This window comes from Kineosporia sp. A_224, from assembly GCF_002198655.1.
Classification (GTDB): Bacteria; Actinomycetota; Actinomycetes; order Actinomycetales; family Kineosporiaceae; genus R-H-3.
On sequence record NZ_MWLN01000133.1, the window covers coordinates 1 to 25952 of the forward strand.

Genomic DNA, 25952 nt, shown 5'->3' on the forward strand with positions numbered 1-25952 from the left:
ACCTGCCCGAGGAGATGCCGCCGTGGGAGACGGTGTGGGGCCGGTTCGACCGCTGGTCGAAGGACGGCACGTGGGACCGGGTGCTGCGCGAGCTGCAGGGCCAGGCGCACGCGGTCGGTGAGCTGGAGTGGACGGTCAGCGTCGACTCGACGATCGCGCGTGCCCACCAGCATGCTGCCGGTGCGCGGCGCTCGAGCGTGACGGAGCCTGTGCCCGACACAGGGGGCAGGATCGAGTTACAAGAATCTGTCGCCCGAGCCTGAGGACCACGCCCTCGGCCGGTCCCGTGGCGGTTGGACGACCAAGGCGCATGCGGCCGTGGACGGCAAGGGGCGTCCGCTCGCGGTCCGGCTGACCGGTGGTCAGGCCGGCGACAACCCGCAGCTCGTCCCGGTCCTGGACGCCATCGCCGTCCCGACCGGTCACCGGCCCAGGTCGCGGCCGGACATGGTGGTCGCGGACAAGGCGTACTCGCATCCCTCGACCCGGCAGGTGCTGCGGCGCAGGGGAATCCGTGTGGTGATCCCGGAGCGGCGTGACCAGCACGAGCACCGGGCAGCCAAGGGCTCCCGCGGTGGTCGTCCGCCGGCGTTCGACGCCGACGCCTACCGCGGCCGCAACGTCGTCGAGCGCTGCTTCAACCGGCTCAAGCAGTGGCGAGGCATCGCGTCGCGTTACGACAAGACCGCCCGCAACTACCGCGCCGGCATCACCGTCGCCGCCATCGTCCTGTTCTGGCTCAACTGATCCGTAGGGCGGGCCTAGTGAGCCAGCCAGTCGGACTGCGCAGTGAACGCCTGCACCTGTTGGGCGGGAGGGGCCTCACCGAAGTCGCCGTCCAGCCACCCGTGAACACCCATGCAGGCGCCATCGCCGTCGAACAGCGTCTGTCTCGCGACCACCGTCTCGTCATCCGAGCGGCGCAGCGTGCCGACCAGATCGACACTGAACTCGTGCGTGGGACTGCGCAGCGGGCCGTTGAAGCCGTCGCAGATCTCCATCAGCCCAAACAGGGCGTGGTCAAGGACGCGCATCGCCAGCTGCCTCGCCTCGATCGAAGCGTCTTGCGGGATCCTCGCGACGGCGTACTCGCGCATCTGTGCCATCAACACGTACCCGATGGCGTGCTGCATCCACAGTTCACGCGAACGCGCCTCGTCAGGGACCTCCGACAACACGTCGACGGGCACGTGCTCCCAGCTCTCAGACTCCACGTCACCATCTTGACGGACGAGGAGCACGACCAACCCCGGCGCTGAGCCGGCCCGCCAGGGCACGACCCGTGAGGCTCACGACCAACACGCTCTGGCCGATCCGCCTTCAAAGATCTACGAGACACGCCCTAGACAAGGCCCCGGTGTTACCAACCAGGCTGTGTGGATCAACGGTTCACACCCTGGAGGATCGCATGGCTCATGACTCTTGGACGCTGGACGAGCTGCACGAGGAGCTCAAGCGGTACGAGGCGGAGCTGCGCGCCACGACGATGACGGACAGCACCGTCCAAACGTATGTCGATCGTCCGAAGCGCTTCCTGAGCTGGCTGGCTGGCGAGTACAAGCCCGGGCACTGACCAGTCTGAGGGCATGTCCTGCTCTCGGACAGTGGCGTGCCGATCGAGCAGAGCTCCCGCCTCGTCGGGTACAGGTCGACGCTCGTCACCGAGTTGGTCTACAGGGAGCAACTCCGCCCGGTGCTCCAAGCCGCCACGACGACGATGCACCGACTTCTTCACCGCCGGAGGGGTGGCCGCCCAGGAGACAACCGAGTGATGACGGTGCACCTTGGGCAGTCATCGCAGGGCGGTGCCTGTCAACCTGAATGAGACACAGACTCATCGGGTTTAGTGAGTCGTGTCGGTTGGTCCTTCCGTCTCGGGTGGCTTGTTGATCCACGCGGCTCGGGGCGGTCGCGGTGGCTGGGGCGGCTTGCCGACGAAGCGTTCGGGGTGGGCGGTGTACGCCCGGTCCAGGACGTCTCCTCGGGCGAGGCGGACGGCGTCGGCGCGGTCGTGGTGGACGTCGGCGGGGGTGTGCAGCCCGATCCCGCTGTGGCGGTGCTCGTGGTGGTACCAGGTGAAGAACCGGGCGCAGAACACGCGGGCGTCCTCGATCGAGGCGAACGACTCGGGGAAGTCGGGCCGGTACTTCAGGGTCCGGAACTGGCTCTCGCTGTACGGGTTGTCGTTCGACACCCGGGGCCGGCTGTGGGAGCGGGTGACCCCGAGGTCGGCCATCAGCAGCGCGACCGGCTTGGACGTCATCGAGGTGCCCCGGTCGGCGTGGATCGTCAACCGGCCCGGACCGATCTGCTGCTTGGTCACGGTGTCGGAGATCAGTCGTTCGGCCAGCACCGCGGACTCGCGGGAGGCGACCATCCACCCGACGACGTACCGCGAGTAGATGTCGAGGATCACGTACAGGTGGTACCAGGTCCACGTCCGCCCGGACAGGCCGCCAGCTGGGCCACGGAGCTTCGTGATGTCCCACGACCAGACCTGGTTCGGTTGCACAGCAACGAGCTCCGGCTTCACACGCGCCGGGTGGGTGGCGTGCCGGCGGCGGTCCCGGCCACCGTTGGTCTCCCCTCGAGAGCGCAGCAGCCGGTACATCGTCGCCGTCGAGCACAGGTAGACACCCTCGTCGAGCAGCGTCGCGTACACGCTCTCGGGCGCCTGGTCCACGAACCGCTCGCAGTGCAGCACCTCGAGCACCGCCTGCTGCTCGACCTCGGACAGCCCGCGAGGCTGAGGCCGCCGAGGTACGGGCGGGCGGGACGGCCCGAGCGGCACCGGGCCGACCGGGTGGGCGCGGTAGTGGCTTGCCCGGGACCGCCCGACCGCCTCGCAGGCAGCCGCCACGCCGACGATCGGAGTCAGCTCGACCACAGCGGCGTCGATCATCGCTCGGGCTCGCTCTCGGGCCGGTCCGCGCTCTGCTTCGAGAGCTGCGCCAAGAGCGCGGACAGTTCCCCCTGGACCCGGACCACCGCCCGGGCCTGCTCCAACTCGGCAGCCAGCCGGGCGTTCTCGGCCGCCAGCCGCTCGTTCTCCCGGGCGGCCGGGTCAACCGGCCTCGGGCCCCGCGCGGCGGCCTCCATCGCGGCCAGCGCGCCCTTGTCCCGCTGCTCACGCCACGCACTGATCAACGACGTGTACAAGCCCTCCCGCCGTAGCAGGGCGCCCTTGCCGGCCTTGTCGAGCTGCTCATACTCGGCCAGCACGTCGAGCTTGTACCGGGCCGTGTACGTCCGCCGCGAAGCCCGCTCATCAACCTGCGGGTCCGGAACATCCTCCACACGCACAGCATGACCAGCCGGCCCCGCCGACGCGACGGACACTGTAGACGCGGTCTGCGTCATCGAACTCGATCTCCAACTCTCGCCCTCAGGACTCAGTAATCACTACTGCCGAGGTGTCTCACGAGAGGCTGACAGAGAGGGGACAGCTCGCGCGAGAAGATGCGCACCCAGGGGACGCGGGCCTTGTTGCCCTGACCGTCCTGGCCCTCGACGTCCAAGTCCGCGCGCCTTGAGGCTGACCGCAACGGGTCTAGTCGCTCGCCTATCCATCCTGCGCAACTGTCGCGGACGAGGTGTCCACGCTGCTGCATCGGGGCGTCGTTAAACCGTGTCCACTCGGACTGCAGCAGGAGGACGTCTTCGAGGAGGTCGCGCATTTGTATCGGAGACTACTGCAGGGCCGCGCCGGCCGGAGCGAAGCGGGAGGCTGTGCGGGGGCTGTCCGGCGGCCGCGGAGCGGCCGCTCTTGATTCCATACGGGCCGATTCGGCAGCGGACGGATCACAACGGATCACAACGGATCACAACGGATCACAACATCGCACTACCGACAGATCACAGCGCTCTACGCAGCGCGCAATGCGGGTACTCACACAGAGCCGCGCAACCCAGCCACTGTGCACGAGGCCGCTAGTCGGACGTCGCGCTTGCGGAAGGGCTCGCGGCAGGCAATCCCGCGCATGCTGCCAGAGCCCGGTCACGTATGTTCGCCGAGAGGGACGAGGTGGTCTTCACGCTCGCGCATTCGTCTAGGTTCGTGATGATCCACGTTGAGGCTGTGGGATAGGTCGTCCGGGTGGGGCTTGCAGACCCGTCGTCGGGTGACTCCGTGGTGGAAGCCTTTGGCACAGGCCTGAGGTGATCGGGTTCAAGACGAGCGCACGTTTCGCGACGTTCGACAGCGTGGAGAACCTTGTCGGAGTCTTTCAGGTCTGTTTGGCATGCCAGCCACCGGGCGGTCTTGTCTTGGTCGCTCTGAGCCCACTGGCCGAGGAGGAAGACGCCTGCGATGCCGATAGCGGCCGTGGCGGCGAACACTGTTGTGAAGGGCTGACGGTACACGTCGGCTGACCGCCTCTCGAGCACCAGCAGCGCCGCCTCCGAGACGGCAAGGTTCAGTGCGGCCCCCACACGGTCCGCCTCCGCTATGGCCGCGGCTGCGGCCTTGTCCTGCCCCCCTGACTTCGCCGTGAGTGCCACGCGCTGAAGTCTTGAAATCCGTCGCTCTAGCACTGGGATGCTGGCAACGCCCTCGGACTCCGCGAGCTTTGCAAGGCGCTTGTAGATGACCTCGGCCTCACTCTGGTCGAGGCCTTTGAGTTGATGGGGCTGGTCAATGTAGTCGTCGGTGTTGATGAGGACTCGGCGCCTGGCAGCGAAGAACCGCGAGGTAAGGAGGATACTGCCGACGATTGCCAGGAGGACACAGATGACAAGTGCGAGCCAGTACGCAGTTTTGGGGAGCTGTGACCCGCCCGGGCCCGGAAACAGCTTGTCCATGTTGGTCACGGCTGCCGTCAGGATCGCTACCAGGGAGCCGACACCGATCGCCGTACCGTAGGTCTTGAGGTCATCTCGTATGGCCTGCAGTGCCGCGGCAATATCCGCCGTCGGCTTTGCGGTGGATTCGGAGGCTTCCTTCGCCGGGTCTGCCTCTTGCGCTGCGGTGAGGCTAAGCGCCTCAAGGACTTGACGTAGAAGATCGGTGATCGATGGCGTCTTCCCGGTCATTGCGACGCTCCAGAAGCCCGAACAGCGGGAACTGGCTGCCGACCTGGGTCGGGACTAGCCGGCGACGTACCAGATGCGCCGTATGCGCGCGACAAGACATCGCGAAACTCTAGGGCGATCATCGACCAGTGCGGGTGGTTCTTGTCCGCCATGGCTTCGAACTTCGTGACCGCTTCCCGAACCGCGTCGAGGGACACTAGGAATTCGCCTGCTGCGCCGGCGCCCTGAGTTCCACCATCCATTCTGGATTCTTCCTGTGCCCTCATGCTTTCTCCGCCCATCGTCGATCGTTGCCCGACTCTGACATCAGACATCATGGCCGCCACTGGCAACACGTTGAGCCTTTGGCGATGCAATCGGCCGTTCGCATGGTCCTGCGCTACGAGCGAGATCGACCATCCCGCGAGTCCCCAGGGGCGCTGCACTGAGGAGCGCGGTTGCTTCCCGTGTTTCCGCAGGTCATGGGCCGATCTTTCGCTGTCTCAACGAGTGCGCCCGAACGGATTCGAAACCCCACCGTCATAGGTTCGGACAGCCCTTGATCGCTGGCCGACGACTCGCCCACGAGACAGTCGTACTCCTTGGCCGCTCAATCTTGGCTCGCTACCTTCCTCGTGCCCCGCGTTGCGGGGTTCCTGGTCGCCAGGCTCGGTATGACTGACTGCCCCTATCGTTGATGATCCGGGGGGTGTTGTCGCCGGGCCTGGTGGCATTGGCCGACCGCTGATAGGGACACGGCCCCGGTCGCACGGAAGGTCTCGTGCGGCGGGAGGTCTCTTCGTAACGTGGCTGCCGGCAGCTGATGCCTGACCGCGACCAGGACTGGGTCGAGGACGGGCCACGAGGCCGGAAGGGACGCCGGTGAGCACGCAGACGTCGCACGACGACCGCGGGTACGCGGTCTTCTGCGGGTTGGATGTCGGTAAGGGCACCCATCACGCGGTCGCGTTGACCCGGGACGGCAAGCGGGTCTTCGACCGCGAGCTGCCCCAGGACGAGACGCGGTTGCGGGAGTTGTACGCCCGCCTGGCCGAGCACGGTCGGGTCCTGGTCGTCGTGGACCAGCCCGCCACGATCGGGGCGCTGCCGATCGCGGTCGCCCGCGCCGTCGGCCTGGACAACAGCGGCGACGGCGGTGTGGAGGTCGCCTACCTGCCCGGGTTGGCGATGCGCCGGATCGCAGACCTGCATCCGGGGACGGCCAAGACCGACGCCCGGGACGCGTACGTCATCGCTGACGCCGCGCGGACGTTTGCCGCACACCCTGCGCCGCGTGGACGTGGGCGAGGAGGCCCCGGCCGAGCTCGGCGTCTTGGTCGGGTTCGACGACGACCTGGCCCAGGAAGCGACCCGGCTGGCGAACCGGATCCGCGGCTTGCTGACCCAGATCCACCCCGCCCTGGAACGGGTCCTGGGCCCGAAGGTCCAGACCACCGCGGTGCTGGAACTGCTGTCCCGGTTCGGCGGCCCGGCCGGCCTCGCTCGGGCCGGCAAGCGACAGGTCACCGCAGTCGCCCGCAAGAACGCACCCCGCGCCGGCCAGGCCCTCGCGGACGCGGCCTGGCAGGCCCTGGCCGAGCAAACCGTCGTCGTGCCCGGCACCAAAGCCGCCGAGGCCGTCCTGCCCCGCCTCGCAGACACCCTGGCCCAGGTCCTGGCCCAACGCCGCGACCTGGCCACCGAGGTGGAGGAGATCCTCGATGCACACCCTCTTGCCCAGGTCCTGACCTCGATGCCCGGCGTCGGAGTCAGGACCGCAGCCCGCATCCTGCTCGAGGTCGGCGACGCCACCTCGTTCCCCACCCCCGGACACCTAGCCGCCTACGCCGGCCTCGCCCCGGTCACCCGCCGCTCCGGGTCCTCGATCCGCGGTGAACACCCGCCCCGCGGCGGCAACAAGCAACTCAAACGCGCGTTCTTCCTGTCCGCGTTCGCCGCCCTGCACGACCCCGCCTCCCGCGCCTACTACGACCGCAAGAGAGCCGAAGGCAAACGCCACAACGCCGCCCTCATCTGCCTGGCCCGCCGCAGGGTCGACGTCCTGTTCGCCATGCTCCGCGACGGCACCCACTACGAACACCGACCCGCCCGCGCCGCTTGACCAACCCCATAGGGACCCCCCCATCACCGAGCTCGACGCCCCATGACCTCGATGCGACAGCATTGGGATCACGGATTCCGTGTCCGCGCATTGTCCGCGGACAGCCACAATCGACCGTCGTGCGTCGTCGTTGGCTGGACACCACCGGACCGGGCCGCGACCGGTCTCCGCCACAGCGAACCATCCGCTGACCTGCGATTTCGCATTGAAACCCTGCTCGCGGAGGGCAAGGGATTCGAACCCCTGAGGACGGGTTGGGTACCGCCCTAACGGTTTTCAAGACCCTTGACAAGATCGCGCTCACCTGCGAGATCACAGCGTTCGGCCGCCCCGCCCCCACCGCATCCCCACTAGCGCCTCGAGCCTCACGGCGTAGCCCGCTGCCTGCCGGGCTTCCTAGGTACGCGGCAGGCCGCGACGATGGGCTAGGCAGCCTGAGATCGGCCTCTGACCGTGGCTGCTCGCCGACCAGCAGGCCACGACCAAGCGAGGCGATCGCTGCCGACCACCCAGACTCTCCCATCCTCCGCTGGCCACCTGCTGCAGGACGTTCTCCCCGTAATTGTCAGTGGTCACCGCCACCATGCCTTCCGTGCCGCGCCCTCCTCACGACCCGGCCGCGCCGACTGAGTTCCAGAACGCGACCAGCGGCCACTGTTCGCCCGCGACCATACCCACCCGGACGGTGGCCTCCACCACCTCGAGGACGGCACCGCCGACCAGGTCGGAGACTGGACGCACCCATCTTGCGTGCTTCCTGCCCGACCGCACGGACCGCCAGCCGGCCCCCTATCGCGTTGGCGACGCCATCTCCCCGTCCAGCACCGGAGGGCTCAACCCCACGCGAACTGCTTGCGAGCCTCCTACCGGGCTGTCACCCTCGTAATGACAAGCGTGTAAGTACCGAACGGTTCAGGACTGACAGAGGGGGCGAAGTGGCAGCCGGCGACTGGGTTACGGCCGCCGAGCTGCGGAGAGAGGTCGACGCGGAGGTGCACACCGTCCTGGCTGCTCTCGAGGAGCAGGGTTGGCGGATCCGGCGTTCTGCGCACAAGGCGACCCTGTACTGCCCATGCGGGCGCGACACCATCCCCGTCCCAGGCTCAGCCAAGAACCCTGGCAACGCTGCGCGACGGATCGCCACCGCCGCTGCACGCTGCCCCGACCGCCACCCAGACGCCTGAGTCAGCTGTTTCAAGTTGACAACAGGGCGAGCCGATGGTGATTCTGTAAGCACACCGAGGGCTGCGGGGACGGTATGGGCGATTTTGAGTTGATGTTCGAGGTCTGCCCGCCAGAGGGCGACACGCTCGACGCGCTGTACGCGAACGAGGACGCACTGCTGTCGACTCATGGGACGACCACCCTGGTGACCATGACGAGCGAAGGGGCGTCAGCCCTGGCTGCAGCGAAGGCGGCCGTCGGCCGCCTTGAGCGTCTCGGCTTCGTCGTCCGACGGTTGTACGAGGACTATGTGACACGATCGGAGATAGCCCGGCGTGCGGGAGTTACGCCGCAAGCAGTGGGCCTCTGGGCCCGTAGCGAGAGGCGCAATTCCAACGCGCCACCATTCCCTGAGCCGTGCAATTTTGCAGGGAACAGCGAGCTCTGGCTATGGCACGACATCAATGGGTGGCTGTCTCACCTCGCGAAGGGCGACGGACTCAAACACCCGACATGGGTCGACTACGTTCTGACTAACGAATGGCTCTTGAGTCGAGCGACTGAGATTCACGCTCAGCACCTGGCCGATTTTCCAGTTCGAACCAAATTCTCGCAGGCGGTATCACCCAGCCAGACGTCTGAAATGCCGTCACGGACTTTCGCCTTTGGCCTGGTTCTTACATGACAGACGCTGCGGATGCCCCAGATGTCCACGCACTCCTCAAATTGCTTGAGTTAACCGACATCCTGTTCTATGAGGTCTCAGCTCGACGAACGTCTGCCTCCGAGGACATCATCGGGGACGTTGACGGGGTGAACATCGAAGTGAAGGTGGGTTCCGATGAGCAGCGAGTCGAGGTGCGTCTCGTCGGCAACTGCGACATCCCTACCGCGACGTTGCGAGTTGACGTGGCATGCCTCTTCCAATCGGAGACTCCCTTTACGGCGGCCGACTCCACGATTCGTGAGTTTGCCGAGAAGGTAGGCGTGATGGCCGCGTACCCATATCTCCGTGAGGCCCTGACCGAGGCAGCCGTGAAGATCCGCGTGCCCGCCCCGGTCATGGCTCTAATCCGTCCTGGCCAGGTCAGCCTCAAGTCGTGACTGTTTAACGAGTAAACAGAAGCCACCGTCACCCAAGCCTATGGCTCGACAGTCATGCGCGCTCCGAACCTGAGCCCGCAACTGACAGAACGCCAGGCAGACATGGCGTTCCCGTGCGGGAAACTGGCCGGGGAGGCCAACCGGGCACCTCAACGGGCGTCGAGACGGACTAGCGACGAGCAGGTCCGCGGCTTCCTGACCCCATCGGCGTCCCCGAGATCGAGAACGTCCAGGTCACAGCCCACCGCTGCCAGCCAGCAGATGATCTACAACATCCTAGGTCAGGCCTGAGGCGAGAGATCGCCCTCGGGACCGGCGCTCACCGAACCCACGCCAATCCGCCGCGAGGTACGCAGGCTCACAGGACCAATTGGCCCCCCGCGAGGGCGTGTCAGAAACCGTAGAGGTGCTGCCTAGCATTGAAGGCGTCGGGGCCACCTTCCAGGATGTTCTCTGCATGCGCCCGGATCCTCTTGTCGTCAAGTGAGCCGATGCCGTCCGCGGCTGGCTTCCCATGCTGCCCGTCGCCTTCGAGCGCCACGATCAACTCGGCGTCGCCGAGAACGGGAACGTTGGCGTTGTGAGTGCTCACGATCACCTGACGCCGCCCCTTGAGCTTCCGTAGGTTCGCCACAATGCCCCTGAAGACGAAGCGGTTGTCCAAGTCATCCTCAGGTTGGTCGATCACGAGCGGCGCGTCAGATCCGCTCAAGAGCAGAAGTAGCAGCGCCGTCGCCTTCTGACCCTTGGACAGGTGACCCATGCTCTTGAGTTCCCTCCGGCCACTGCCATAGCCCACGTCCAACTTCACGTCGACCGCGAGACCGACGCTGAGCTCCTCCAGTTGCCTGAGCAGCGGCTCACCGGCGGCGAGCAAGTTGGCAGCCTGAGCGCCTTTGATCCCGTAGGAAGCGAGGCCAGCCGGCCCCTTCCGTGCGGCCTCGACGAAAGCGCGCGTCGAGAAGGCCTCGCTGTCGATCGCGGCGGTGATCGTATTCTTAGCGCCAACAAGACTGTCGACTACCGGCCGCTTGATGTGCGCCCGGTCGGGATCCGGAACGGGCTGCACCACAACGACACCGTCCGTAGCTGCGTTCGCGGCGCGGATCGCTTCGTGGAGTTTCTCAGTCTGCTCCTTCTCGTGATCGCGGAGTCTGCCAAGCAGTTGGTCCCGAGCCTTCGCAAGGTTCGCGATCTCCCGATCCAACTTCTTGCGGCGCGGGACTTTCGCCTTGAGCGTCTCCAACGCCCGCTTGGTGTCAACGTACTTGTCTGGCTGCAACCCCTGCTCGTGCAGGGCACGCAACACGTTGTTGTAGTCCTCACGCTGCACAGTGACTGCAGTTATCCAGTCCGCACGCGCCGAAGCCAGAGCCCGGTCAGCCTCATCGAGCGCTGCGCGCGCCTCACTGGCGATGGCGTCGAGTCTGTTGGCCAATTCCGACGTGGCGGCGGTCGCCCTCTTGAGAAGCGCGTTCTGCGGCGACTCGTCCACGTTCTCGTAGTCAGCGGTCAGGTCAGTACTCAACTGCGGGTCGGTCACGTTCACCAGCGCCGTCCGCGCCCCCCTTATGCGGTCGACGACCTCCTCAATCACTGCTTGGTCAAGTTCCAGACGCTGCTGCGCAGCTAGTTTTCGGGGCACGTCGGTTGTGTCGTACTGCTTGATCTGCTCGTCCAGGCGCGGGATATCGGCCAGTTCGTTCTCGAGAGTCTCCTTGGCCGCCTCATACTTCTGAAGTTGCGCCCGGTTGTCGGCGAGTTGCGCCAGCGTCTCCTGGTACTTCTCGTCCGGGCCGCCCGCGCCTGTGAATCGCTGGAGCATCGTCGCGACTCGCGCGGGGTCGTTAGCCAGTTCGGCGAGCTCGTGCTGACCGAAGATCTCAATGCGTGGGACGATGTCTTCTGGCTTGAGGTTTGTGGCCGAGCCGCTGGCATCCCGAACGATGGGGACATCGTTTACGAGTCGCTCGATAGTGTAAGTGTGAGGGGTCGGGTTGGCCGTCTCAACCGTCACCTTCACGATCGTGCCGCTCTTGAGAACGTCTTTGACGATCGCGGCATGATCGGCGAGCGCAGCCGCACCGATGGGCTCGATGTCTAGGGCGTAGCGCAGACTCTCTATAGCGGTCGACTTGCCAGTGCCCGGACCACCGATGAAAGCCGACAGTTCGTCCGACAACGGAATTGTCACCTCATCGAGGAAGCCGCCTGTCCACGACAACTCTCGGATAACTGTCCGCGAAGTACCTGCGGGATCACTCACCGAAACGCGAGTGGAGGGCGTACGGACAGCGAGCATGAGGCTCTCAAGCCTCTCAGTACTCACCTTGAACCAGGATGAAGCGCCTACCTTGGCCAGGTCGTCTGGCCCCATCACATCATCAGCATGGATAACAGCCAGCGGGTGCTGTCGTTCAAATGGCTTCCGATTGGCCAACACCGCCGTCTGGTCCTTGGCGTCATCAGCGTTCGGCGTGATGCCCAGCACGTTGACCCGCGGGTGCTTGATCATGCGCTGGAGCGGCTGGCCGCTCTCACGCGCCAGCAAGCCGCTCGGCGAGATATTGACGTGGGCTGGGATCACTAGCGCACCGCGCTCAGTGGCTTTGTCCACGACCTCGGCGTAGCCGCATGCCCCGGTCCCGGCGCTGCCCGGCGTTCCGCCGCAAATGCCGATGGCCGCGTTGATCTCCGCAGACGGCGTGCCAACCTCGAAGATCACGAGGAGGTGCACCCCCTCGGACGTGTTCGCCTCGAAGCCTGGCAGCGCCACGATGCCGCGCACTTCCGCCGCACTGATCAGGCTCGCGGCACTATCAACACACCAGTGGTCGGTAATGGCGATCATGCGTATGCCGAGCGCCACGCATTGATCGAGCAGCGCCTTGTTGTAGTCACTCTCAGACCGGTACCTCTTGGCCGGCTCACTCCGACCTCGGTACGCGAATGGATTTACTTGCAGGGCCGCACGGATCCAGTGCGCACCAACATAGCTACTCATCGAACGCTCCCGACAGGGGAAATCCGCATAGATGGTGGACCCAAGTCCCCAACAGGATCACAATAGCCGGGCAACTCACGGTCGTTGACCGAACGACGTAGATCCTCTTGTTGCGCGACTACGCAACGCCCGCCTGAGTCATGGAGACGTGAGAGCGCCAGCGAGATCCGGCCGGGTACCTAGCCGGGGTCACTCATGGAGTAGTGAGGTGGACTCTCGGTCGAGTGTCAGTCGCCGCCGCGACGACGAGGCGGATGTGCTCCGCAGGGAGGCCGCTAGCGGAGGCGATCTCATCGAGAGTCGTTCCATGTGCCGCCAAGATGCCCAGCGATAGCCCCAGCAAGCTAGCGGTCTCCGGAGGCCCCAGCGGCCCGGGTTCAGGGTTCCCCCAGAGCGCAAGTTGCTGATTCGCCCGGCGGTAGGTCGACTCCGACATGACCCCTAGCCAGTGAGCGCGGAAGACCAGAGAACGCAAACTCGTCCCCCAACGACGCTTGGCCTCGAGGAGGCTCTCCCAGTCGAGTCGACGTGGCAAGTCGTCGACTACCTGCTCACTCGGCATCAGAAACTCCGATGCGAAGCTCTGCGCCTGGTTCTCAAGAAGCTTGGAGCCGGGCTCGGCGTCCGCGTGCATGACAATGTGGCCCAGTTCGTGGGCAGCATCGAATCGGCTTCGCGCCTTGTCATCTTTCAGTGGCGACAGAAGAACTAGCGGACGCCGCCCTGCGGTTGTCGAGAATGCGTCGACACGCCGATCCACCTTGCTCTCGGGCAACCACAGAACCAAGATGCCGGCCGCTTCCAGTAGCCGAACCATATGGGCGATCGGTCCAGCAGGGACGCCCAACGCCGTCCTCGTGCGGCGCGCCGCTTCGACGACTGTTTCGGGCGAAGGATCCCCGTCGACTACGCAATCCGGAAGACTGACGGTCGGCAAATCAACATACTGCTCAATGACTCCTGCAACTTCCAAGCCGAGCTCAGCGAACGCCAATGCTTGATCACGAACTAGTGCCGGCGTTGCCCGCAGAGATCGAAAGTGGGCGCTCGTGGCGGGCAGAGACTTCACCGGACGACCCAATCGGAAGAACTCCCTCGGCACTCCCAGCGTGAGACTCATCTGGGCCAGTAGCGCCATGGTTGGGCGGGCGTGCCCCCTCTCGAACTGGGTGATGGCGGCGGGTGATACACCGAGGTGCCGGGCCACTACCGTTCGAGGCATGCGCGCTAGGCGCCGCGCCAAGGCAAGACGCTCACCGTCGAAGCCATCGGCGACTCCGGAGGCACGGCGACGGCGTGCTGCTATGACCAGCGGCGACTCGTCATTCAAGGCCTCTTCCGCTCCTCACGCTGCGGCTTTAGTACAACCTTTGGCATGGGTTCCGGCTGCTCGTCGAACCCGCCGTACCCGCGCCCCTCATCACCCACCGGACGAGGCAAGCCCTCGCCCGCCCCAAAGTCGTGCCACCAGAGACGCTTGACCGCGAGCCACGGCTCGTCGCCAAGAATGGGCAAACCCAGCCAGCCCGCCGTCTCACCTGTCTCGATGCGCCCAGACCAGACGACCAGCGCATTGGTCAACGTCCCTGCGACCGAGACGGGCGCGAGGATGGGCAGGATCCCCTGCCCTCCAACCCCAAAGCCTTCAGATCGGTAGACCGCCGAATTGGCCTCCGCACAGCGGTACCGGGCATCGCTCTCGCTAGCCCAGTCGAAGGAACTCCAACCAGGAATCCGCGTGTCAGTCTGCGGGGCCTTCATCTGGCGAACCTCATAGCCACAGGCCGCCAGGAGGAGCGAGTTGTCCGGGGCACCAGCCTTGACGCCGCGAGCCCGCCACTCGCTAGAAGTTCCACCGACCTCGCGCAGCAGCCGGACTCGGAGGTTCTCCGAGGCTGTCACTCCAAGGGATCGGGGTGTGTCGCCGATCTCGCTGGGTTCATACCGCTGGCAGTTGACCCGCCAGACGTCAGCGATGAGGCGTTCAAAGAGACCAACAACGCCGACCCCCGTCAGCTCGGCGGCCATCACTTCCAGGCGCGCCATGGCCCGCGCGTCCCACACTGTCATGCAGAAAATTAAGCAGATGCCTCGCCCTGAGGGGTGCAGGACACGCCGACGCGGCGGCGGCGCCGTCGAAAGTTGAGTGGGACGACGCCACCTCCTCCGCAGTCCCCAGCCGAGATGTGTGCAAACGAGCAATTTGTTCGATAGTTCCTGCCGGACTTGAAAGATCATTCCCTGCACGGTTGCGAATCACGGGCGGTCCCACCCTGTCGTCGCGTGTGTCGCCAGCACCTCGTGATCCAGGGTGGCCGCGACCATCCGCGCCGACTCGACGTCCGACCGCGCGAACGACCCCACAAGTTCCTCGGCCACCTGTCCTGCGGCGGTGGCCGGTGCACGGGAGAACCCGCGCAGGCGTCGCGCCACGTCTAGCAGTTGTCGACGATGCCTTGGAACTACGAGTGGATCCCACCAAGGAAGGCGTCAATGCGTCCTTGAGCGACGGCCTGACTGTCCGCTACGACGTGCGCGTACACCCGGTGAAGGACTGCGACGCTGTGTCCGGCCCACGCCGCCACCTGCGTTGACGGCACGCCGGCTGCCAACCAAGTCGACACTGCGGTGTGGCGGAGGTCGTAGGGCCGGAGAGCCAGTGGAGACTCGTCTGCGTCCTGCAGCACTGCGCGTCGAGCATCGCGCCAGGCCCGGTTGTACGCACCAGAGAGCAGCCGGCCACCGGCCGGCCCGCGGAAGAGCGACTGATCGGGCGCCGTGCCGAACTCGTCGAGGTGTTCCTGGAGGAGCTGGACGAGAGCGGGTGCACACGGGACGAGACGAATGGCTCCCAGTGCACGGTGCTTCAACTGGCGGCGCGTTCGGCGTCCGCCGTCGGTCCAGGTTCCGGAGATCTCTGGGTCCCCGGCCTCGAGGACGAGTTGCCCCCAGCCGTTCCCAGTCGGCAGGTCCAGGTTTCCGAGCCTGAGTCCTCGGGCCTCGCTGGGGCGAAGTGCCGCGTAGTACATGCAGCCAAAGAACGCTGTGAGGTGGCGGCCATGCCGCCGGGCCGCTCGGTCTGCTCGCGTCGCCTCGGGCGCGTCCGATCCGAGCTTCCTGGTCGCCTCCAGTAGGGCCCTCGCTTGGGTCGGGTTGACGACCGAGCGGGGGTCGAACCCTTCAGCGACCTTGGGTGCCTTCCAGCGGATCCGGTCGAGCGGGTGCGCGGCGAAGATGCCCTGTTCGACGGCGAGGTCAAGGACGTTGTAGAGGACCGCGCGCTTGCGCGCGATGGTGGTCGGGGCAGCCGGTGTCCCGTCCTTCTTCGAGACAACCGCGTCGAGGACCTTTCGTGCGGTCGTCGGGTCGTCGAGCGCGATGACCGGCCGGGTGCCCTTGGCCAGCCATGCAACGGCTCGGTGAGCACGTTCGGAGGTCGGAGGGCCGGCCTTGCGGCGGGTCGGGACGAACGCCCAGGTCGTCATGGCCGACCGTAACTCAGCCTCGGACGGGCGGCCTCGCCGGGCGGGATCGAGCATAGCGATCGTGCACGTCACTAGCGCCTCAACCATGGAGCGCCGCGAGGACGGCGCGAGTGTCGGCCACTTCGTGTCGACGTACGTGAGAACCCATTCCCACCAAGAGATCTCGTTCGTACGATCGCGGCGCTGGGAGACGGGCAAGCCGGACTCGACATCGAAGGGTTCGCCGCGGTTGACAGCTGACAGGAGCTCGGCACGCCTGCTGTTGGCCAGCGCCCGGGTCCCGAAAGACTTACTCCTCGCTTTCCGCGCGACCTTCCAACGTAACTCGTAGGTCGTCCGGGTCTTGCCGACGACGGGCCGCACCTCCCAGATCCTGACGTCGTAGGTCGTCCCGTTCGAGGCGGCCATCAGAGTTCCTCGCAGGACGAGAGCCAGCGGTCGAGCTCGTCTCGGCGGATGCGTAAGTCACCGTTGGGGAGCTTGATGCACTTGGGGGCGCGGCCCTTGGCGCGCCAGTCGTAGAACGTGGAACGGGCGACACCCAGTTCCTCACACAGGTCGGAGACCGTGAGGTGGGCCCTTGGCTTGACCATCGGCAGGTCCTCTCCGTCTTGATGCGTACGTGTCAAAACTGTTGGCACTGTTGGGATGTCGGTGGGCGAACGTACCGTGGCGGGGTCTGTGTACTCGGTCCCCTTGAGGAGGGGCGCCATGGGTGTATCTGGTGCTGCAGCGAGTACGGGTGGGCCTCTGGGGGCCGTCTCGCCGACCGATGAGGTGGCGCGGTTCGACGCGCGGGCGGGCAAAGGGTGGGCGCCACCTGTCGCCGCGATCGCGTCGGCCTGGGACGACGTGCAGGACCGGGTCGCAGGCATCACGGCGGCGGTGCCGGGAGGCGCCGACCTCGAGGAGCTCGACGTTCCCGACCGGTACACGCTGGGGGTGTTCTTCGCGGCGCGGTGGACAGTCGGGCTCGCCGGGCACCGGCCGCTGACCGGGATCGACTCGACCGTGACCGACGACGCGCTGCGGGCCGAGCTGGCGGTCGCGGAGTACCTCGTCGTCACGCAGGCCCCGACGTGGGACCTCGCGGCCGGTGTCCGGGCCTGGATCGGTTGGCTCGTCGGCGCCGTCGACGACCTGACGTACCCGCAACCGCGCGGGTAGCCGCTGCCGTGCACCGGCCGACGGGGTCGGACGGTCACGACTGGGTCCCGAGGTCGGCGCCGACGTCCACGCTGTCGGCGGCGTACTCGTTGTGGTCGTTGGTGTAGCGGCGGTCCGTGTCGTAGCGCTGCTCGTAGCGGGGGTCGTTGCCGTACCCGTCGTCGGTGACCGTGTCGGTGGCCTGGACGTCGCCGACGGGGCGGGTGGTGGCGCGGTCCCAGTCGTCGCTGTCGTCGTCCGCGTCGTGCGCGGCGGTCTCGCGGCGTCGGCGGCCGGCCTCGGGACNGTCGGCGCCGACCTCGGGACCCAGTCGTGACCGTCCGACCCCGTCGGCGGCTCGGGCGGCGTAGGCGTCGTCCTGGCTGGCCTGGTCGGCGGCGATCCGGGCCGCCGCCTCGGCCGTCGCGGACAACGCCTGCAGGCTGTCGGCGTCGAGGTCGTGGGCGTCGTTGGGGTCGATCACCTCGAGTGCCGGCCTCCCGGCCCGGACCGGACGCCGACCGGCCGCAGTGGCGGGGTCGACGTCGAGGACGGCGACCTCGTCCAGGGCCGGGGGAGCTGTCTGCGCGTTCCACTGTTCGTCGGCCGGATGGACGTCGCGGACGTCGGCCTCGGTGACGGCCCGGTGCTCGTCGTCGACGTGCTGGGCCCCGTCGACGGTGTCGAGGGCGTCGGCCTCGTCGACGGCGCCGGCGGTGGCCTCGAGCGCGTCGTCAGCTGCCGGCGCTGCGGCCACCGTGTGGTCGTCGATTCCGGCGTCGTCGAGCTGGGTCTCGGCGAGGTGCTGTCGGGTGGTGCGGCGGTCGGGTTCGTCGCCGATGGTGATACCGCGGCGGGCGAGTTCCTCGAGCGCGGTCTGGGCGTTGAGGCGGGTGGCGTGGGTGCGTTCGGCCCAGCTGGCGCGGGCGCGGCTGACCTGGTCGTAGGTGGCGGCGAGAGCGGCCTGGACGTCGGCCTCGGCGCGCAGCTCCTGAGCCTGGGTGTGGCGGCCTTCGGCGTCGGCGTGCGCGGCGTCCTGGCGGGCGCGTTCGGCAGCCCGGGACGCGTCCTTGAGAGCGGCATCGGCGTGCGGGGGCGCCCATTGCTGCTCGCGCTGCCAGGCGGTGACGCGGGCGCGGAGCCGGCCGTCGCTCATCTCGGTCTCGTCGAGCCGGTCAGCGGGGCGGCCGAGCGCAATCCAGGCGGCGGCGTAGGTCGCGCGGCGTTCGGGGGCCGAGACTCCGGGCATGCCGGGCAGGGCCTGCTCGGGGTGAGTCCAGCCGACCGCCTCGCGGTGCGTGGCGGCGATCCCGGCGCGGCGTTCCCAGTCCGCCCGGTCCGGCTCGACGACGGCGGCGTGGTCGGCGTCGGCGTGGTCCGTGTCGATGGTGGGGACGGGGCCGAGGGTGAGCAGGGCCCAGTGGGGTGGGTCCTGGGCGAGTTGGGCGCCGAACTGGGCGGCGCGGTCCTCGAGCGCGGTGTGCAGCTCGCGTAGCCGCGCGGTGTCGTCGAGGTGCAGACCCCCGGGCATCGGGACCAGCGGACCCCGGTCGACAGCTGCGCTGTCGGACGCTGCTGTGTCGCTGGGCCGCAGGCTGCGTGCGGTGATCCGGTGGGAGAGCACTTGGGCGATGGAGTGGGCGTCGTTGAACGCGGCGCGTACGGCGTCCGCGGTGACGGCGTCGACCGTGCCGACTGCGGCGGGGTCCGGGGTGTTGCGGGCGGTTGCGGCGCGGTCGGCGCGGCTGGACCGGCTGCGCCGGTCACTGCGACCCGCGCCGCTTGTGCCGGCGCTGTCCGCGCCGCCGTGGGGGTGGGTGCCTTGGGTGAGGGCGTCGGTCAGTGCGGTGCGGGGGTCGGTGCCGGTCTGTTCGACGGCGCGCAGGAGTCGGGAGAGGTGTTCGCTTGCCTGGTCGACGGCGAGGCGGGCGCGGGTCTCGGGGTGCAGGACGCCGGCGGCGACGAGGTCGTCGAGGTGATTGTCCATCCGGGCGCGGCACGCGATCCGGGTGTGGGTCTCTAGGTCGGACAGGATCGCGGCGGCGCTGGTGCGGCGGGCGTGGTCGGTCTCGGCGGTGACGACCGCTGACGCGCTGCCGGTGCGCCGGTTCCAGGCGGCGGCGAGCACCGACCGGGCGGAGGCGCGGGTGCTGGTGCCGGTCAGGACAGTGGCGCCGCCGCGGTCGGTGACGGCCTCGGGCAGGGGCCCGCGGTCGGGGTGGTCGGTGGAGTCGACGGTGACCGCGACGTGGGCGGTGTTCCGGGTCCGGCCGCGGGTCAGCGCGACGTAGATCCCGGCGGGGTCGAGTGCACCGTCGGTGACCAGGTGCGCGGTGTCGACGGTGATGCCTTGGGCGGCGTGGACGGTGGAGGCGTAGCCGAGCTGGACGTCGTCCGCGACGTACTGCGCGGGCAGGTCGATCAGGGTTCCCGCGGGGGTGGCGCCGGGGTGCCCGTGGGCGGGTAGCGGGGCGACGGTGAGGGATCCGTCGGGGTGGACGGTGTGCACGGTGTACTGCTGGCGGTTGGTGACGCCGAGGGCGTAGTCGTTGCGGCGGCAGGCGATGATGTCGCCGGTGCCAGCGGTGCAGCCGTCGCGGCCGAGGTGGACGCCGTCGGGGTCGACGTGGCCGAGCCGAACCAGGGTGTCGCGGATCCGCATCGCGGTGGCGGCGGCCTGGTCGTTGGTGCCGGTGACCACGACGGTCGTGCGGCCTTCGAGTCGGTCGGCGACCGCGGCCCGCGCGGCGGCCTCGAGCGCGTCGTCCACGGTGGCGTGCTCGAGCAGCCGGCCGTGCCGGTCGTAGACGGCCAGCGCGTCCGCCGCGCTCCCGCCCGTGGCGCTCGTGGAGCCGTTGGTGTTGGTGCCGGAGTCAGCTGCGGCGGTGCGTGCGTCTCGGAGGGCGAGGGAGGCGGCGCGTTCCCAGTCGGCGTGGAAGCGGCGGACCTCGGACAGGGTGTAGGTGTTCGCGTGGCCGTCGAGGACGTCGAGGGCGCCGCCGGCCTGGACGGCGGCGAGCTGGCGGGGGTCACCGGCCAGGATCATCCGGGCGCCGGCGGCCTGGACCCGACGGCGGATCTGGTCGAGGTCGGTGGTGGCGACCATCGAGGCCTCGTCGACGAGGACGACGTCGTTCGGGCGCAGCTGCCACGTCCGGTCGCCGGGGGTGGTCGACCCGGCGTCCAGGCGGTCTTGCGCGGCGAGGAACGCGGCGACGTTCGCCGCGTGCGGGAGACCGTCGTCGACCAGCACGGTGGTGGCGATCTGGGAGACGGCGACGCCGAGCACCCGACCTGGCTCCCCCGACCCGCCCGACTCACCAGACTGGCTGAGTTGGCGCGTGAGGTGCTCCCAGGCACCCGCCAGGGCACCTGCGGTGTAGGACTTGCCGGTGCCGGCGGGCCCGACGAGGACGCTGATCGCGGCGTCGGTGCTCGCGAGGCCGAGGATGGCGGCGCGCTGGTCGTCGCCGATCGTGGGCGTGTGGGTGTCGAGCCAGGCCGCGACCGCGGCGGGGTCCAGGCTGGTGCCGGAGCGGGTCAGGGCGGCCTCGCGCAGGGCGATCTCGGCGGCCAGGGTGCCGGTCGCGGCGTAGCGGCGGGCGGACGGCGCGGCCGCGGCGAGGCGGGTGGTGCCGGTGTCCAGGTCCGGGGTGTGCCCGGTGACCGCGACGACGTGCTCGGACGCCAGGGCGGCGTCGGCGAGCTGCTCGAGCAGGCCGACGACCTGGTCGGTGTCGATCCCGAGGATCGGCAGCCGCAGCTCGAGCTCGCTCATCAGGTTCGCCCGGCCCCAGGTCGCCGACCGCTCCGCACACGCGGCGACGGCCTCGGCGATCACCGCGGTCGGGGACCAGTCCTCCAACGCGGGCCCGGTGACCGGGCCGCGGGTGGCGTCGGCCATCACGACGTCCGCGAGGCCGTCCAGGGTCCGCCCGGCCCCCTCGATAAGGCCGGCGTCCCAGCGGGCGAGGAGCTCCTCGTGGGTCCACGCGGTGTGGTCCTTCGCCGCCCGGGTGGCCAGGGTGACGGTCTGCTTGAGCTGGTAGGTCTCCCAGTCGGTCAGCGGGCGGCCCTTGGCCTCCTCTGCGGCCTCGACCAACGGCGCGAGGGCTTCGGTGATCCTGGCCCGGCGGGTGGAGAAGTGGTCGATCGCGTCGGCCGGCACGGACGCGAGCTCGCGGCCGAGGCCGTCGGCGCGGGGCACCGAGTCCAGGCCGAGCCGGGCCAGGGCCTCGAACAGGGCCCGGTCGGCGACCGCGGAGAACGCGAACTTCTGCGCGAGCAGGTCTTCGCCGTCCAGGGAGCGGATCTTCCCGTCGGCGCAGATCGCCCGGTTCACCACGACGTTGTGCACGTGCAGGTGCGGGTCGATCGACCGGTTCGTGTGCTGGAAGAACGACGCGACCGTGACCTGGTCCGCAGCGATCCACTGTGCGGCGGTCCCGGACCCGCCGCCGGTCCGCGAGACCGCCAACGACTCGAGGAACGTCACCGCGGTCCCGTTCGCGTCCAGGATCGCGGACTCGATCCCGCGGCGGACCGCTCCCAGCTCGCTCGCGCGGTCGGTGTTCCCGGACCGCGCGGCGGCGATCTCCGCTCTGTACAGGGCGGTGTGAGCGACCGTCACCGACTTCGGCACGTTGAACGTCGCGTCCCAGCCCAGGACCGTCGTGCGGACCTGCCGCTCGATGTCCGAGCGCAGCTGCGCCACCCGCTCCGGCAACGCACCCGGCTCGTCCGCCAACGCGGCCTCGAGCCGCTCGTCGACACTGCGCCACTTCTGCTGCCGCGACCCCAACGGCTCCCCCGTCACCGGGTGCTCGAACCGGCCGAACACCTGCTCCATCACCCGCGCGTCCACCTCTCCCTCCAGGCCCAGCGCGGCGGCCATCCGCCCGCTCCACACCCCCGGCGGCTCACCGTCAGTGACCGCATCCAGGTAGTACGACTCGAACCCGCCCGCGACACCGCCACCGGTCGTGTAGTACGCCGCACTCGTCGCCTTACCTACGGAAATCACGAGAAACAACAACCCTTTCCGAAATCGACAAAGCCCTACAGGAATCCCCGGCCGCCGGCTACCTGCGGGCGTCGGCCATGCCTTGTCCCGGTCGGGGAATCCCGCTCTGGACGGCGCATCCCGGGTCGCGGCGCGCCCGGCCGGCGCCTGGTGGGCCGGGGCGGGAACACGATCGGGAAACCGAGTAGTTGATCTTGATCTGACCTATGACAACGGAGTTGCATGGGTGTGGGTCCTTCCGTCGTTTCCTGCTTGATTCCTGTGGTGACTGGCTCTGATCTCTCCTGGGCTTCCTGACTGACTCTCTACTGACTTCTGCGTTCTCTTTCCTGCTGACTACTTATCTCTGGCTTCTTATTGACTTCTCTGGCTTGGGTGATTCGGCTCGGGATTCTGGATTGGGGCTTCTTGCTGTTCTGGCGTGCTTTCGGCTCGGACCGGATCGGCGGCGCAATATCCGGGGCGGCTCGCGGTGCCATCCGCGAGAAGTTCACGGCGGTGGCGGCGGCGCAGCCGCTGGGTGGCGGCCGGGGCGGGCCGACCGGCACCCAGCGCGGGCCGTGACGGTCTACGCACGGTGACCCGGGGCGCGCGGGCCGACGACCTCGAGCCGGGGCACGGCCAGGGCCGCCGTCGCGGCCTCGGCCACGGGCTCCACGGCACGCTCGGCCTCGTCGTCGGCCTCGTCGGCCTCGTCGTGGGTGTGGTCGTAGGTGTGCGGGCCAGGCGCCGGGTCGGCGTCGGCCCCGACCGGATCGGCCGGGGAGCCGGGCACCGGGCGGGCCGCGAGTTCGGCTGCCACCGCGGCGCGCAGCTGGACCGCGCGGGACCCGCCGACCCGGTACTCGGCCTTGATCTGCCGGACCGTCGGGACCACCGCCCGCGCGACCAGCTCGGCGACGATCCGCGCGTCGTCCGCAGGCACGACCGGGACCGGCCCACCGGACCGGCGACCCGCAGCCGGGCCCCGACTGGTCCCGGTCACGGGGACCGTCACCGGCCGCACACCCCGCACAGGATCACCCGCCGCACCGACCGCACCGGTAGCAGCGCCCAGGACCCGGACCGGGCGCCCGGCCGTGGAGCCGTGCGACTCCCCGCCCCCGTCGAGCCGGGCCTCGGCGACCTGCAGCGTGCCTGGGTCGGCCTCGGCGTGGACCGCGGGCAGCTGACCGAGGAACCCGGCCTCGGGGTGGTAGGTATGCCACGGGTCGAGGTGGGAGACGGCGGCGGGCGCGGTGCCGGTCTGGACGGTGTAGAGCAGAGCGAGGCCGTGCTGGACGTGCTGGACGGCGGTCCGGTCGGTGGTGCCGAGCCCGGCACGCTCGACCGCGGCGATGGTGAGTCGGCGGACTCGCCACGCGCGCCAGGCGCGCAGCGCCCGCGGGGCCCGGGCGCTGGTGGCCTCGAGCCGGTACCTGGCCCGTACGAGCGCGGTGAGGCGGCGGGACCGGTCGGCGGCCGCGAGCACCTGCACCCCGTCCACCCCGCCGGGCCCGGCGACAGTGCCGGCTGTGGTGGGGTCGGCGAGCCGCGCAAGGACGAGCAGGCGGCGCAGGGAGTACCGCCACGCGAGAGGCTCGGGCGTGATGCCGTACCGCAGCCGGGCGGCCTGCAGCTCGGCGAGGTCACCGATCTCCCACAGCACCGCGGCGACCGCAGGGGCGGCAAGGCGCAGCAGCTTGCCCGACCACTGCGGGGTGTCCGCGGCGGACATCACCCCAGACAGCGCGACCACCGCCCACACCAGCACCTGGTGCACCGACCGCCCCGACGGGATCGGCCCGGTCCAGGTACCGGCGTGGTGGGCGCGCATCAGGTCCACGACCTCGCGGATCCGGCGCCGGGCGCGGATCGCGGAGACGCCGAGGGCGATCTCGAGGAACGCGAACATCAGGACGCGGGCGGGGCCGGTCACGCCGAGGACGTCACCGAAGAACCGCCACATGCCGGAGGCGGACACCGCGGTCGCCAACAGCGCGGCGACGATGGTGCCAGTGGTCTCGACACGGCGCAGCCACCGGTCGGCCCGGATGGTGCGCGCGGACTCCTCCGCCACGGTCGTCGAGGTGGCCACGGTCGTCGAGGTGGCCGGGGTCGTCGAGGCTGCTCGGGCGGTGCGGGTTGCGCGGGTGAGGCGGTAGCCGGCGGCGCTGGCGACCGCTACCGCGGCGGCCGTCGCGGGGATGGCCCAGCTCGGGACGCCGGCCGCGGCGGCGATGGTGTCCACGGCGCTGGTGAGCGCGCTGGTGACGTGGTCGAGGACCGACCCGGCACCGGTCGCGTCCGTGGTCGTCGTCATCCTCGTGACGCCGGCGCTGGTGGTGCTGGTGAGGTCAGGCATGGTCGGCTCCTTCGCTGTTTGACACGTACGCGTCAAACCCGTTGCGGTAGTGACGATCCGGGAGACGTCCCACGAGGCGGCGGGCTGACTCTCGTGTCCTGTCCGGTGGGGTCGCGGTGGTCTGCGGCGTGGGTGGTGGCGTCAGGCCCCAGGACGCGTAGATCTGGGTGCGGTACGCGGCCAGGGCCGCGGGGTCGTCGTGGTCGGGCTCACCCGGACGGCGTCCGACCTGTTGCTGGGTGCGGCGCGCGTGGACGGTGTCGACGGCCCGGGACGGCCGCAGCCCGGCGAGATCGGCGGCAGCGTCGTCGAGCGCGCCGCGGGCCGCGTGGTGACCGGCGGCCCACCCGGCCTCGTAGCCGGCCGTCCAGTCCGCCACCGACACCCCGACCGTCGGCACCGGTCCTCGCCCCGGCTGGCCGGCGGGGCGAAGCTCCGGCGCGGTCATGACGGTCACCCCTCGTCCCGGTGACCGCTCGCGCCATCGGTCGGCTCGTCGACGTCGGCGGCGTCGGTGGCGGCGGCGAGCTGCGCGGTGGCGGCCTGGCGGGTGCCGGGCATTGCGGGGACGGTGACGGCCGGGACGGTCGGGGTGGGGACGGCTGCGAACGCGTTCTCCCACAGGCGGCTGACTAGGGCGTCGTCGTTCGGGGCGAACGGGTCCGGGTTGGTGATGCGGCGGCCACTGTCCCCGGTGAGCGCGGTCGACGTGGACGGGTCGTGGACGGTCTCGACGGTGACCGGGACGTCGAGGCCGGGGATTCGCGCGGCGGCGGCGTGGACGGCGGCGGTGAACGCGTCCGCGTAGGCGGCGTACGCGGTGGTGTGGGCGGTGGTGATGTCAGTCTCGAGCTGGGTCTCGGCGGCCGCGATCGCGTCCCACTCGGTGTCGGTGAGCCGGTCCGCGGCGGGCGGGGTGACGATCAGCCCGCGCAGGGCCTGGTCGAGGGTGCCGTCGAGGTTCGGGAAGCCGGGGACGGTGTCGGCGAGCTCAAGGACGTTCAGCGGGACTACGACCGGCGCGGTCCGGTAGTGCACGAGGTCGCCGGCGTCGTGGCCGACGGTCCCGGACACCAGCTGGTCGAGCAGCCCGGCTTCCCACGACCCGGGCCGGCCCGCGGTGAGCCGGTCGATGCTGCCGACGTTCGCCGCGACCGCCGCGAGCACCCCGGCTAGGAAGTCCGCGAAGTCCAGCAGCACCCGCGACCCCGCACCGCTGGACGGGTCGACGGACGGGACCGGCAGGGTCAGGGCCCGCGTCAGGACGTCCACGGCCTGGCTGTGCAGCTGCGCGTACGCCTTCCGGTACTCGACGACCGCAGCCGCGTCGGCCATCGACGGCGCCGCGGCACTCGGGTCTGAGCTGCTCGCGCTGGTCGGCGTGCCAGGGGTGTTCGGGGTGGTGTCGTTCATGACGTGCTCCTTGAGATCGGTGGGGTGCGGCAGGCGCGGTGGCCGCGCTCCGGGTCAGGTCGGTCAGGCCGGGTCGAGCCGCGTGGCGGCCGGCTGTTCGGGCGGCGAGCAGCTCGAGCAGGTCCCGCGGCTCGGTG

At 69.0% G+C, this 25952-nt stretch carries 17 protein-coding genes and 3 pseudogenes; 7 read left to right on the forward strand and 13 right to left on the reverse strand.

From position 1 onward, the window contains the following. Positions 1-747, forward strand: a pseudogene (locus EDJALFJO_RS11825) (IS5 family transposase); the annotation flags it as partial. 14 nt (positions 748-761) lie between these two features. Here the strand turns inward: EDJALFJO_RS11825 and EDJALFJO_RS11830 are convergent. Beyond that, the gene (locus EDJALFJO_RS11830; protein ID WP_143448515.1) at positions 762-1214 is read right to left on the reverse strand and encodes a hypothetical protein; all 453 of its coding nucleotides are present in this window, start codon (positions 1212-1214) and stop codon (positions 762-764) included. Between the two features lie 194 nt (positions 1215-1408). Between EDJALFJO_RS11830 and EDJALFJO_RS34295 the strand changes: the two genes are divergently transcribed. Then, entirely contained in the window at positions 1409-1573 is a 165-nt protein-coding gene (locus EDJALFJO_RS34295; RefSeq protein WP_158220408.1) for a hypothetical protein, read from the forward strand. Positions 1574-1843: 270 nt separating this feature from the next. On the opposite strand, the gene EDJALFJO_RS11840 is transcribed toward EDJALFJO_RS34295, so the two are convergent. From EDJALFJO_RS11840 to EDJALFJO_RS11850, 3 genes are all read right to left on the reverse strand, one after another. Continuing rightward, positions 1844-3360 (reverse strand): IS3 family transposase gene (locus tag EDJALFJO_RS11840; RefSeq protein WP_369812522.1). Its coding sequence is split into 2 segments (ribosomal slippage): positions 1844-2958 and positions 2958-3360, totalling 1518 coding nucleotides; the frame shifts between segments, so codons are not numbered across the junction. Between the two features lie 32 nt (positions 3361-3392). After that, entirely contained in the window at positions 3393-3677 is a 285-nt protein-coding gene (locus tag EDJALFJO_RS36370; RefSeq protein ID WP_088285413.1) for an MrcB family domain-containing protein, read from the reverse strand. A 253-nt stretch (positions 3678-3930) separates the two neighbouring features. Next, positions 3931-5031 (reverse strand): hypothetical protein, encoded by a 1101-nt coding sequence (locus EDJALFJO_RS11850; RefSeq protein ID WP_088285415.1) that lies wholly within the window; start codon positions 5029-5031, stop codon positions 3931-3933. 861 nt (positions 5032-5892) lie between these two features. Here EDJALFJO_RS11850 and EDJALFJO_RS11855 point away from each other — a divergent pair. The 3 genes and pseudogenes from EDJALFJO_RS11855 to EDJALFJO_RS11865 all read left to right on the forward strand — a co-directional run bounded on the left by EDJALFJO_RS11855 (position 5893) and on the right by EDJALFJO_RS11865 (position 9400). After that, a pseudogene (locus EDJALFJO_RS11855) lies at positions 5893-7132 on the forward strand (IS110 family transposase). 1258 nt (positions 7133-8390) lie between these two features. Further along, positions 8391-8981, forward strand: a complete 591-nt coding sequence (locus EDJALFJO_RS33465) for a hypothetical protein (protein WP_143448517.1) — start codon at positions 8391-8393, stop codon at positions 8979-8981. Then, positions 8978-9400, forward strand: coding sequence for a hypothetical protein (locus EDJALFJO_RS11865; RefSeq protein WP_088285417.1), 423 nt, complete (start codon positions 8978-8980; stop codon positions 9398-9400). The genes EDJALFJO_RS33465 and EDJALFJO_RS11865 overlap by 4 nt, the downstream gene beginning before the upstream one ends. Positions 9401-9791: 391 nt before the next feature. Here EDJALFJO_RS11865 and EDJALFJO_RS11870 read toward each other — a convergent pair whose 3' ends face one another. From EDJALFJO_RS11870 to EDJALFJO_RS36380, 5 genes are all read right to left on the reverse strand, one after another. Further along, positions 9792-12404 carry a TrlF family AAA-like ATPase gene (locus EDJALFJO_RS11870; protein ID WP_088285419.1) on the reverse strand — a complete coding sequence of 871 codons (2613 nt, stop codon included), beginning with the start codon at positions 12402-12404 and terminating at the stop codon, positions 9792-9794. 193 nt (positions 12405-12597) lie between these two features. Next, a complete protein-coding gene (locus EDJALFJO_RS36375) occupies positions 12598-13734 on the reverse strand; it encodes an XRE family transcriptional regulator (RefSeq protein WP_198950222.1) in 1137 nt (378 codons plus the stop codon). Next, positions 13731-14474, reverse strand: coding sequence for a hypothetical protein (locus EDJALFJO_RS11880; protein WP_143448518.1), 744 nt, complete (start codon positions 14472-14474; stop codon positions 13731-13733). Before EDJALFJO_RS11880 ends, EDJALFJO_RS36375 begins: the two co-directional genes overlap by 4 nt. A gap of 392 nt (positions 14475-14866) precedes the next feature. Continuing rightward, positions 14867-16297, reverse strand: coding sequence for a tyrosine-type recombinase/integrase (locus tag EDJALFJO_RS11885; RefSeq protein WP_088285425.1), 1431 nt, complete (start codon positions 16295-16297; stop codon positions 14867-14869). Next, the gene (locus EDJALFJO_RS36380; protein WP_088285427.1) at positions 16297-16482 is read right to left on the reverse strand and encodes a helix-turn-helix domain-containing protein; all 186 of its coding nucleotides are present in this window, start codon (positions 16480-16482) and stop codon (positions 16297-16299) included. Before EDJALFJO_RS36380 ends, EDJALFJO_RS11885 begins: the two co-directional genes overlap by 1 nt. A gap of 184 nt (positions 16483-16666) precedes the next feature. Here EDJALFJO_RS36380 and EDJALFJO_RS11895 point away from each other — a divergent pair, with 184 nt between their 5' ends. Next, positions 16667-17056 carry a hypothetical protein gene (locus EDJALFJO_RS11895; protein WP_088285429.1) on the forward strand — a complete coding sequence of 130 codons (390 nt, stop codon included), beginning with the start codon at positions 16667-16669 and terminating at the stop codon, positions 17054-17056. A gap of 286 nt (positions 17057-17342) precedes the next feature. Here EDJALFJO_RS11895 and mobF read toward each other — a convergent pair. Then, positions 17343-22058: pseudogene (gene mobF / locus EDJALFJO_RS36385) on the reverse strand (MobF family relaxase); the annotation flags it as partial. Positions 22059-22433: 375 nt separating this feature from the next. Here mobF and EDJALFJO_RS11905 point away from each other — a divergent pair. Continuing rightward, positions 22434-22622, forward strand: a complete 189-nt coding sequence (locus EDJALFJO_RS11905) for a hypothetical protein (RefSeq protein ID WP_088285433.1) — start codon at positions 22434-22436, stop codon at positions 22620-22622. 4 nt (positions 22623-22626) lie between these two features. Here the strand turns inward: EDJALFJO_RS11905 and EDJALFJO_RS11910 are convergent, their stop codons facing one another. The 3 genes from EDJALFJO_RS11910 to EDJALFJO_RS11920 are packed head-to-tail and all read right to left on the reverse strand — an operon-like array spanning position 22627 to position 25815. Continuing rightward, entirely contained in the window at positions 22627-24402 is a 1776-nt protein-coding gene (locus tag EDJALFJO_RS11910) for a hypothetical protein (RefSeq protein WP_088285435.1), read from the reverse strand. Continuing rightward, positions 24395-24850 (reverse strand): hypothetical protein, encoded by a 456-nt coding sequence (locus tag EDJALFJO_RS11915; protein ID WP_143448520.1) that lies wholly within the window; start codon positions 24848-24850, stop codon positions 24395-24397. Before EDJALFJO_RS11915 ends, EDJALFJO_RS11910 begins: the two co-directional genes overlap by 8 nt. Positions 24851-24855: 5 nt before the next feature. Further along, positions 24856-25815, reverse strand: coding sequence for a hypothetical protein (locus EDJALFJO_RS11920; protein WP_088285439.1), 960 nt, complete (start codon positions 25813-25815; stop codon positions 24856-24858). Positions 25816-25952 lie beyond the last annotated feature (137 nt).